This window comes from Xenorhabdus yunnanensis, from assembly GCF_028598805.1.
In the GTDB taxonomy this organism is placed as follows: Bacteria; Pseudomonadota; Gammaproteobacteria; order Enterobacterales; family Enterobacteriaceae; genus Xenorhabdus; species Xenorhabdus yunnanensis.
This window is the reverse complement of the sequence record NZ_JAQRFI010000018.1, coordinates 66,916-77,221: the sequence shown is the minus strand read 5'-3', so window position 1 is coordinate 77,221 and position 10,306 is coordinate 66,916. Positions and strand designations below refer to the sequence as shown.

General features: G+C 46.3%; 7 protein-coding genes. All 7 read left to right on the top strand.

Annotation, left to right across the window (positions count from 1 at the left end; translation table 11 throughout):
* Positions 1-308 precede the first annotated feature (308 nt).
* The 7 genes from PSI23_RS09740 to PSI23_RS09710 all read left to right on the top strand — a co-directional run bounded on the left by PSI23_RS09740 (position 309) and on the right by PSI23_RS09710 (position 10,292).
* Positions 309-1,349 carry an FAD-dependent oxidoreductase gene (locus PSI23_RS09740; RefSeq protein ID WP_273554901.1) on the top strand — a complete coding sequence of 347 codons (1,041 nt, stop codon included), beginning with the start codon at positions 309-311 and terminating at the stop codon, positions 1,347-1,349.
* A gap of 12 nt (positions 1,350-1,361) precedes the next feature.
* Positions 1,362-3,602 (top strand): class I tRNA ligase family protein, encoded by a 2,241-nt coding sequence (locus PSI23_RS09735; protein WP_273554900.1) that lies wholly within the window; start codon positions 1,362-1,364, stop codon positions 3,600-3,602.
* Entirely contained in the window at positions 3,599-6,850 is a 3,252-nt protein-coding gene (locus PSI23_RS09730) for a non-ribosomal peptide synthetase (protein WP_273554899.1), read from the top strand. The genes PSI23_RS09735 and PSI23_RS09730 overlap by 4 nt, the downstream gene beginning before the upstream one ends.
* Positions 6,847-8,364: an AMP-binding protein gene (locus PSI23_RS09725; protein ID WP_273554898.1), complete on the top strand. Its 1,518-nt coding sequence runs from the start codon at positions 6,847-6,849 to the stop codon at positions 8,362-8,364. Before PSI23_RS09730 ends, PSI23_RS09725 begins: the two co-directional genes overlap by 4 nt.
* Positions 8,354-8,623, top strand: a complete 270-nt coding sequence (locus PSI23_RS09720) for an acyl carrier protein (protein ID WP_273554897.1) — start codon at positions 8,354-8,356, stop codon at positions 8,621-8,623. Before PSI23_RS09725 ends, PSI23_RS09720 begins: the two co-directional genes overlap by 11 nt.
* Before the next feature lie 71 nt (positions 8,624-8,694).
* Positions 8,695-9,261, top strand: a complete 567-nt coding sequence (locus PSI23_RS09715; RefSeq protein ID WP_273554896.1) for a GNAT family N-acetyltransferase — start codon at positions 8,695-8,697, stop codon at positions 9,259-9,261.
* Positions 9,258-10,292: a C45 family autoproteolytic acyltransferase/hydrolase gene (locus tag PSI23_RS09710; protein ID WP_273554895.1), complete on the top strand. Its 1,035-nt coding sequence runs from the start codon at positions 9,258-9,260 to the stop codon at positions 10,290-10,292. The genes PSI23_RS09715 and PSI23_RS09710 overlap by 4 nt, the downstream gene beginning before the upstream one ends.
* The last annotated feature ends 14 nt before the right edge of the window (positions 10,293-10,306 follow it).

Genomic DNA, 10,306 nt, shown 5'->3' with positions numbered 1-10,306 from the left:
TCGTGGGCCGATAGAGTGAAATAAGGGAGCCAGACGGGCATGTAATGCCTGTAGCGCCTGTTCCCAGATTTTGGCAGGGGATGGCATGTGACACCGCCTTTTATTTAAGGAAGAAGAGCCCCATCATGGCACAATAGGGATTACGGCTGTAGTACTAAGCAGCAGCAACCTTCATTTGTTGACTGGTATCCGGAAAATAATGTCAAAATTTCGAAAGAAAATAATTCAATTATGAATGAAAAAATAAAAGACAATAAATCATACAGCTTTTAAAGCTAACGCAGCATCTAATATAAGAATTTAAAATCATGATAAAAACTGATATCGCTATTGTCGGTGGTGGTATTATTGGGATCGTTATAGCTCGTGAAATAATAAAAAACACACCCGATGCATCAATCTCTATTTTTGAAAAAAGAATTTCAGGTTCAGGTAGTTCATTTTATTCTGCAGGCGTTCATTTTCCTCGTGGCGTTAATCCCCGAGTCCAGAAAATGTCGCTTTATAGTCATAATTATTATCAAGGACTCATAGGAGGGAACACTCCTATATATCCTTTAACTATGGAATTGATTACCCATAGTGCCCATTTGGATAAAACACTAAGTAATTATCTGCCCTTGGCGGAGTTTAATCCTGTTATTACTTCATTAAATTCTGATATTGAACTTTCTGAACAAAAAGAATTGACGATCCTTCAGGGAAAAGGTGGGCATTATGCCGATGTTTTTAAGCTGGTTAATCTGTTTATGCACGAATTGCGTTTACAGGTCGATATCCATGAAGGCATTAGCGTTGATAGCTTGGAACGTCAGGACAATGGTTACCTGTTAGGTTTAAGTTCCAGTGAGCAGGTGAGCGCAAGCAAAGTCATTTTGGCGCCGGGACCTTGGCTTGTTGAACCAGCCTGGAGAGATCGAATAGCCGATCTGGGTGTACGCATAAAAAAAATCGTCGCGGTGCATATTGCACAAGTTCCTGCTGCGAATGCCCCACTGAGCATCTTCCATGACGACGATGCTTTCCTGCTGCCCTGCCATAGTCGTAATCACTGGCTGTTTAGCTACACCTGCCAGGAGTGGGATGTGAAACCTAAAGATATCACTGCCCTTCAGAGTCAGGACATTGAGACTGCTAAGAATGTCTTGAGCCGGTATTCCCAGGCTCTGGCCAAAAAGATTCATGATGGACGCGTTTTCTGCGATGCCTACAGCGCATCTCGTGAACCCGTTATCACCCAGTTGGATGAAGGATTGATTTACGCCGGTGGAGCAAGTGGTTCGGGTTATCGTCTCGCGCCCGCTATTGCTTCTGAAGTGGTTGCCTTACTTTCGCAAACCAACACCTAAGAGAACAATAAAATGATTATTCACAACTATGATGATGCGGAAATGTCGAAACAGTTCGATATTGATATTAGCAATATTGATGGATTGGATATTCCTGCTGGCTGGGGAAGAATTACACCAGGCAATCGCTCCAGCAGCCATCAACATGATGAGACAGAAATGTTTGTTATTGTCAGTGGTCAGGGGCAGCTGATTGTTGATAGTCATATTTATCCGGTTAAAGCCGGTACTGTTGCACAATTCTCACCATTCGAATCTCATGTGTTAGAAAACACTGGCGATCGAGATGTGATCTTTTTCCTGCAATATCGTCGAGATGCGGCCAGTGCCAAGCGAGCTGCAACTTCCAGAGAACGGCAAGATCCCAAGCGTCCGCAGTTTGTTTTCTCTACTCCACCAACTCCTAATGGTGATTTGCATTTGGGACATTTATCAGGACCTTATCTGGGTGCCGATGCTTATGTGCGCTATCAGCGGCTCATCGGTAATTCTGCTTGGCATATGACGGGGTCTGATGATTATCAAAGTTATGTCGTGGCATTGGCAGAACGAGAAGGCGTTACGCCAGCAGAGAGCGCGGCGCATTATTTACAAGAAATTCTACAAACGCTTAATATGATGGATATTGAGATAACTCAATATACGGTCACCAGCAATGCTTCGGAATATGCTGAAGGTTCTCGGGATTTCTTTAGCCACATGATTGGCTCCGGTAAAGTATCGTTTAGAGACTCGCCGGCTTTCTGTGACGCTGTCAGTGGTGAATATTTGTATGAGGTTGACGTTTCTGGCCTGTGCCCTGGCTGTGGCTCAGGAACGAGCGGCAATATCTGCGAAGAATGTGGTGAACCTAACGTAGTGGTTGATTTGACATCACCTACGTCGAAAATTAGCCAAACGGCACCTAAAGAAGCTCACGTTAGTCGCTATATGCTACCCCTGCACCAGTTCGAAGATATTGTAAAGCAACATCATAAGGTTGGTCGAGTACCAGCGAGAATGCGCGAACTGGCGAATAGGGTATTTTCTCGTCCTGCAGTCGACATTCCTGTCTCTCATCCCTCCCATTGGGGTATTGAACCTGCCGAATCAGAGGGGGCAGGGCAGGTCATATGGGTATGGCCAGAGATGAGCTACAGCTTTTTGTACGGTATTGAACAGCTTGGCAAACAGCTGAACCAGCCTTGGAAAGCAAACAATCCTGATAACAGCTGGAAAATTGTCCATTTCTTCGGTTATGACAACAGTTTCTATCACAGTATCCTGTATCCAGTACTTTACCATTTAGCCTATCCGAATTGGCAGCCTGATATTGACTATCACTATAATGAATTTTACCTGCTAGATAGTAAAAAATTCTCCACTAGCCGACGTCATGCAATATGGGGAAAAGAAATTCTTACCCCAGAAAGTGTAGATGCTGTTCGCTACTACCTATGCCTGACTCGTCCAGAACAGGAAAGAACCAATTTTCAGGTCGATGCCTATAAGACTGAACTGCGCCATACTCTAATTAATGAGTGGCAAAGCTGGCTACAGGATCTTGGGCAGCGTACAGCAAGTCACTTCATGGGTAATGTACCGGACGCAGGTATCTGGACCAAAGAACACGTGGCGTTTTGGGTCCGACTCAATGGCTATTTGCAAAATGTAACGAATGCGCTGAACGCAGATGGCTTCTCCCTGCGTAGCGCCGCCCAACAGCTCAAAATGTTAGTACGTGAAACGATTGAATTTTCTCGCAGCCAAGCATGCTTGTCCGGGCTTGAAAACTGGAAGGACGAATATCGTACCGCACTTGCATTGGAACTGGCTGCGGCGCAGTTGCTTTCTCGCATTGCCATCCCTTTGATGCCTCGTTTTGCTGCGCGGCTGGCAACGGCTCTGGGCAATGAGACGGCGAGTGTTTGGCCAGAACAGGCTGAATTAGTCGCCGTTGGCAATCGAATCACTTTACATGATATCTGCTTCTTTACCGATCCTGATGCTTTGACCGAAGTCCCTCACTGGGACTGGTTACAGGAAAAACTCAGTGTGCTGATGCCGGATACCCAATTCCATCCCGATCATGCTTTGGCAAATTTGGGGATGACATCATTGATGACCGTTACATTGCAATATCAATTGCTCCATGAACAACAAGTCGATATTCAACTCGAAATGTTACTTAACCAATCTTTACGTGACATTGCGGAACATATCACGAAGCGGCAGCTATCTGGTGTCGAGTTGGCAAAAGGAGTAATGGCATGACTGCTGTAAAACTATTGAAGGATATTGAAGCTGCTGGCCTAAAGATCAGCATTCTGGAAGGTAATTTGAAGTTAGAGGGAGCTACGCGTTCTATTTCTCCTCAACTGGTGGACGCTATCAGGGAACATAAGGCGATGTTGCTCGATTATCTACAGCGGCAAGCAACGCGTTTCCCTCTGACCTCTTTGCAGCAAGCCTACTATCGTGGCCGTTCGCCGCTGTTTGACGGCGGTGGGATAGCCAATCAGGTCTTTCATGAAATTGAAGGCGTATGGGATATCGAGCGTCTGCAGCAGTCCCTGCAACAGGTTATTTCTGAACACTCCGCATTGCGCCTGCGTATTATCAGTGATGGCGAACAGTATGAAAGCGATGATATTCCCAGCATCATACGGCATGATCTGCGCTCCCTGTCGACATCGGAGCAGGCGCAAGCTCGCGAGAATTTTCGTACCGAGAAATCCCATCTGATTTTGTCACCGAGCGAATCATTACTTCAGGTTGATGTCGCTATCTTGTCTGACAACAGTATGGTGCTCTACGTCAATCATGATGGTATGGTCGTTGATGGCATCAGTATGTTCTTATTTTTCCATCATTGGTATCAGCACTACCAGACGGTTTTAGAACCCGTCACCTATCTGCCTTTTTCCCAGCATATTAGCGTCAAAAAAAAGGAACGTGAGCACGCTGCTTATAAGCGTTCGCGCGATTATTGGCTACAACGTCTCCCTACACTACCAAAAGCTCCAGAGCTTCCATCAGCCAATAAGCCGCATAACGGAGCGACACGTTTTTGCCAGCACCTCGTAACGCTGGTCCCGCAACAGTGGCAGCAATTGCAGAAGTTGATGTTAGCGCATCAACTGACGCCGGCGGCGGCGTTGATGGCGGCTTACGCAGAAACGCTATACGTGTGGGGCGCAGGGGAACACTTTACCCTTAACGTCACAATCTCCGAACGCCGCCCGATACACCCTCAGGCATTCAGCACTATCGGACCTTTCTCCGATCCCATGCTTGCCGAAATTTCTTTAGACCATCAGAGTTCGTTCCTGGAACGCGCGAAACAGCTGCAGTCTCGTCTGCATCAAGATATCGATCACCGCTATTTTTCTGGTATTGACGTTATGCAGGAGCTGGCACGAAAGCGCGGGTTAAGTGCAGCGCGTATGCCCTATACCTTTAACTGTACGTTAGGGGCTGTCGGTGCTGTCAACGGCGATTCTCTGGAATATTTCGGCCGTGAAGTATTCACGATCAGCCAAACCCCCCAGGTTTTGTTAGACACTTTCATCTTCGAGCAGAAGGGGGCTTTGGTGATTCGTTTGGATGGGGTTGACACTTATTACCCTTCTGGATTCCTAACGGCATTAGTTAGCGGGTTCCAGCGCCTCTTGCATCTGCTCTGCGTACCGGAAAACTGGCAGAAATCGACATTCGAACTGCTACCTGACGAACAGCGCCACCAGCGTGTATTGGCAAACAATACCCAAATGCCATGTACCGAGGATATGTTAGGGAGCGCCTTTGTTGCTGTTGCCCTACGGCAGCCAGAAAGCATTGCCATCCATACGCTACAGCGTCAGATCAGCTATGGGGAATTGCTGAACCGGGCAGCAACCGCCGCACAGTGGTTAAAAGCACGGGGGGTAAAGCACAACGAATTGGTTGGTTTAATTGCAGAGCGTTCACCCGAGCATATCGTAGGCATATTAGCGATTGTACTTGCTGGAGCCGCATATTTACCGATTGACGCCGGGTTGCCAGCTGAGCGCCGTGATTTTATGCTGAAAGATGGTCAAGTTAATCTGGTCTTGACCAATGCCGACGTTGTTACTGAGCAACCGCAATTCGATCTGCGAGCTTGCCCGCAGACCCCTGCAGAATTACCGTCGAATCCGCTTGCGTGTCCAGATGATCTTGCCTATGTGCTTTATACTTCGGGTACGACAGGTACCCCTAAAGGGGTCATGGTTACCCATCGTAATGTTATCAACCTGATAGCTGACTGTCAGAGCCGCTTCGCAGTGACACCGGAAGACCGATTTTTTGCTATCAGCGCATTTAACTTCGACCTGTCGGTATGGGATCTGTTTGGGGCGTTATCTGCTGGCGCATCCTTAGTGATTCCCGAAGCCGATAAAGCTGCTGATGTTGAGTACTGGGCAACGCTATGCCGTGAAACCGGTGTGACTATCTGGAACTCAGTACCTGCCATAGTACGTATGATGTATGAGCATACACAAACCATGCCTTCCTCGCTACGTTTGATTATGATGAGTGGCGATCGCATTCCACCAGATTTGCCCGCCGCCATAATCTCGACGCAACCTCAGATTGACCTATGGTCATTGGGGGGGCCGACGGAAACGACCATTTGGAATATTTGTCACCCGATCTCCTCACACGATTGCGCGGGGGAATCGATCCCTTATGGTCGTCCAAACGCCAATAATCAATGCAGCATCCGCAATGAACAAGGATTCGAATGCCCTGATTGGGTACCAGGAGAGATCTATGCCACTGGCATGGGGATTACGCTGGGCTATTGGAGGGATGAAGCACGTACTTCTGAACGCTATCCCATTGACCCTAAGAGCGGAAAACGCTTTTTCCGGACTGGAGATCTCGGTCGTTATCTGCCCAATGGGGATGTGGATATTCTGGGCCGGGTTGATTTACAGATAAAAGTTAACGGCTATCGAATTGAAACGGGTGAGGTTGAAAGCAGCATTGCCAAATTTGCGGAAATTGGGCAAGTGGCGGTTGTTGCGTCAAAAAGTTCGCAAGGGGATGTGCTTGTCGCACACTTGGTTGCCAATGATGCCCCCCTCTCTTCTGCGGAAATTCGCCAGCGTCTTAGTCAACACCTACCCGATTATATGATCCCTGCACGTGTGGTATGGCACGATGCTTTGCCGTTAAACCGTAACCTGAAGATTGACAAAAAAGCGCTGGGTGAGCAGCCGCTTGATGAAGGGAGCACCGCGTCATCATTAGTCATCCAAGCCAATGGTAGGATCGAAAGCACTTTGCAGGGAATTTGGCAGGAGATCTTAGCCGCAGGTCCCATTGGTGTGGATGAAGATTTCTTTGACCGTGGTGGCAATTCGCTGAGGGCCCTGCGGATTTTAACTTCCGTACGCAAAACTTTCGGAATATCGATGCCACTAGAGTCTATTTATCAGCTAAATACAGTGAAGGCGATGGCTGCGAGAATCGCCAGCGAGGAAGCTCAACCATGAAACCATCAATCATTAACGATATCGTGAGCTATCCCCCGAAGACGGAGGGGAATTTGATAGTTGCGACACTGAGCGAGCGTAAAACGATACCTTTATCCACACTTTATGAGATGTCGGGATGTGTTGCTAATGGTTTGCTAGCTCACGGGATTAAACCGGGTGACACCATAGGTATCTTGTCCGATAACCGCTTGGAATGGGTATTACTCGACCTAGCTGCATTGAGAATAAAAGTACGCACTGCCGGCTTCGACCCTAGGAAATTTGAGGCAAGTGCAGCGTTGGTGCAAAGCTATCAGCTAAAATGTCTTTTCACTGATAAGCCGCACGACGCTTCTCACTCTAACTTGCATGATATTAAAGAGATAAATGCATTTATTGATGAATTCACTGAAATACTGCCTATGGTGCAATATGAGCAAAGTGATACTACGACGATTAAATTTACTTCAGGCTCAACTGGCATTCCTAAAGGGTTAACTGCCACAGTAGGCAGCATTGATTCCTCTCTGCGTAGCGTGCAGAACATTTTTAATCACGGTGATGGAGACCGCCTGCTGGTATTTCTGCCGTTGTCGTTATTGCAGCAGCGTTATTGGATCTATTCTGCATTGAAGTTTGGTCACGATACGATACTCACCAACTATCAGTCTGCATTTGTCGTCATGCCTCAGCTTAATCCGACGGTAGTGATGGGCGTACCTGCTTTCTTTGACTCAGCGCGTCGCCATATCGAATGCCAGAGTCGTGACCTAGCAGCGATGGTATCGCAGGCAAAAGTGCTGTTTGGCACAAGCATTCGCTATTTGTGGACGGGGTCGGCTCCAGCAGAAGTGGGAATGCTTCAGTTCTTCCATCAAGTGGGGCTGCCCATTTATGAAGGCTACGGCATGAATGAAACCTGCATTGTGACAAAAAATCACCCAGCAGCCTGCCGATTAGGCAGTGTTGGACAAGTCGTTGATGAGAAAAAAGTCATTATTGATAGGGATGGTAACGTTGTGGTTTACAGCGATTACCCAGTAAACACCCGTTATCTTTACGCGCAACCTGGCGCATCTGAAAAAATGTTTACCGCCGATGGCGGTGTACGGACTGGCGATATTGGCCACATTGATGAACAAGGATTCCTCTACATCAAAGGCCGCTCTGACAACGTGATAGTCTTAGACAACGGGAAAAAAATAGATGTGCAGCCCATCGAGGCGCGCATGCGTAATGAACCAGCCATTGCTGAGTGCGTAATTTTCAGCCCGAAACAGACCGAACTGGTTGCCATCATTTCACCGGCCAATAATACTGTCGAACACGCGTCTATTTTACAAGCTTTAGAGAATGTAAACGCCTCAGGTGAGAAAGACGAGCATATAGCCCGAATCATTATCGCTGACCCACCGTTCAGTATAGAAAATGGTTTGCTGTCCTCACAATTGAAACCGCTGCGAAAAATGATTTTTGAATCTTATCAAGAACAACTTCACGCCACAGATAAAGAGAGTCATTATGCAAACTGATGCCGTCATTACAAAATTGGAAACCATAGCACGACAAAAACTGGCAGCGTCTTTATCTACAAATATCGACGCAACCCAGCTAGATCTAAAAGAAAATATGAGTGATATCTATGGGTTGACATCGCTTAATAAAATCCTGTTTATCACATCTCTATGTAATGAAATGAATATTGATTTATCCAACTTTACCGAAGACGATTTGGGGAATATGAAAACTCTCGGGAATGTCATTAATATTTTAAATAATCATATAAATTAATTACCATTTTAAGGATATTAGTGATGAACTGGAAAGAGAATGCCTCCAAGGTATTAGAAAATGAATATGTCATGCTAAGACCTATGAAAGAAGAGGATCGGGAGGAGGTAAAAGCTTTATCTCGCGACTCACATATTTGGACATATTTCGTTTTTCGCGTCAGTAATGACATCGAATTTGAGCGTTTCTTTGATGCAATGTTAAATGATCAGATTGCCGGAAGTCGTGCAGTCTTCATGGTAATCGATAAACGTTCTGGTCAGATAGCAGGCAGTATGAGTTTTGGTAATATGCTTGAGCATGAAGCTCGATTGGAGATCGGTTGGTCTTGGCTGGGAGAGGCATTTCGAGGTAAGGGGATCAACCGATGGGCAAAATATTTACTGATGGAGCATGCTTTTGATACCTTGCAGGCATTGCGCGTTGAGTTTAAAACCGACATCCTCAACCTGCAGGCTCGAGCTGGCCTACGCAATATTGGTGCAGTGGAAGAAGGCACATTACGCAGTTTTAATTTTATGCCAGATGGTCGACGGCGTGACGCTATTTTCTACAGCATATTGAACACTGAATGGCCGAGGGTAAAACAAGGTTTACAGGACCACGAGAAAATACGACCTCATACGGAGCAGCGATGATCCCTAACGTTAATGTCGTGACACTGAACGGAGATGCCCTCGAGAGGGGCATCCAACACGGTCAGCAATGCCGGAAAGCGTTATGGAAATTTGCTGATGATGGTCTTTGCCGTTTAAATCATCTAGGACAATCAGCATTGTCTCTTAGCCAGCTTGGCAAGAATATCGAACGCTACCGTATTTGCGTAAAAACTTGGCTGCCTGATATTGCGCAAGAAATCGAAGGGTTATCGATCGGCGCCGAGATGCCGTTAGATTTGGCTTGGTTACTACAGTTAAGGCGAGAGGTACTGGGTTATAATCGCACTACAACGTCAGGAGACTGTACGACATTATCCTCTTTCAAAGGTCAACCCATTCTGGCGCAAACAGTGGATCTGAATGGTAACCTCGATGATTTCATTCATATTCTGAAATGCAAAGGAACACGCAATTCATCATTGATTTTAAGTTTTGCAGGGCTATTGGGTTATCTTGGGCTTAATCGTGCTGGATTGGCTATTGGGATTAACATGGTCCTAGGTGGAACGTGGGGAGTGGGTATTCCTCCGTATCTGGTGATTCGTCATTTGCTGGATAATTGCGACACAGTAGAGCAGGCGGTGGAAGCACTTCGTTGTCTCCCATTATCCAGTTCACGCTCCTTTACTTTATGTGATAAACAGCACCTTCTCTGTGTAGAAATGTTGAATAATCAACTGCGTATTGTGGAAACAGGCTATTCAACTGCACACACAAATCATTTTTTGCACCCTGATTTTGCTTCTCATGATGAAATCAATATTTTCGCTAAAAACTCTTCACGACAAAGGTTAGAAAAAACACGAGAACTATTACAGCAAGAACACATTGACAGTAATGATTGTTTTTCCTTGTTTACAATCCCGCCAGTTTGTGTTGCAGATAACGGTGATATACGCCGTGAACGTACTGTTGCGGCTGTCGTGATATTACCGGAAGAGGGGAAAATGTTATTACGCCCAGGTAATCCCGCATGTTCAACAACACAGTCTTTTTCTCTTTTTAATTAACTGTAATAAGGATG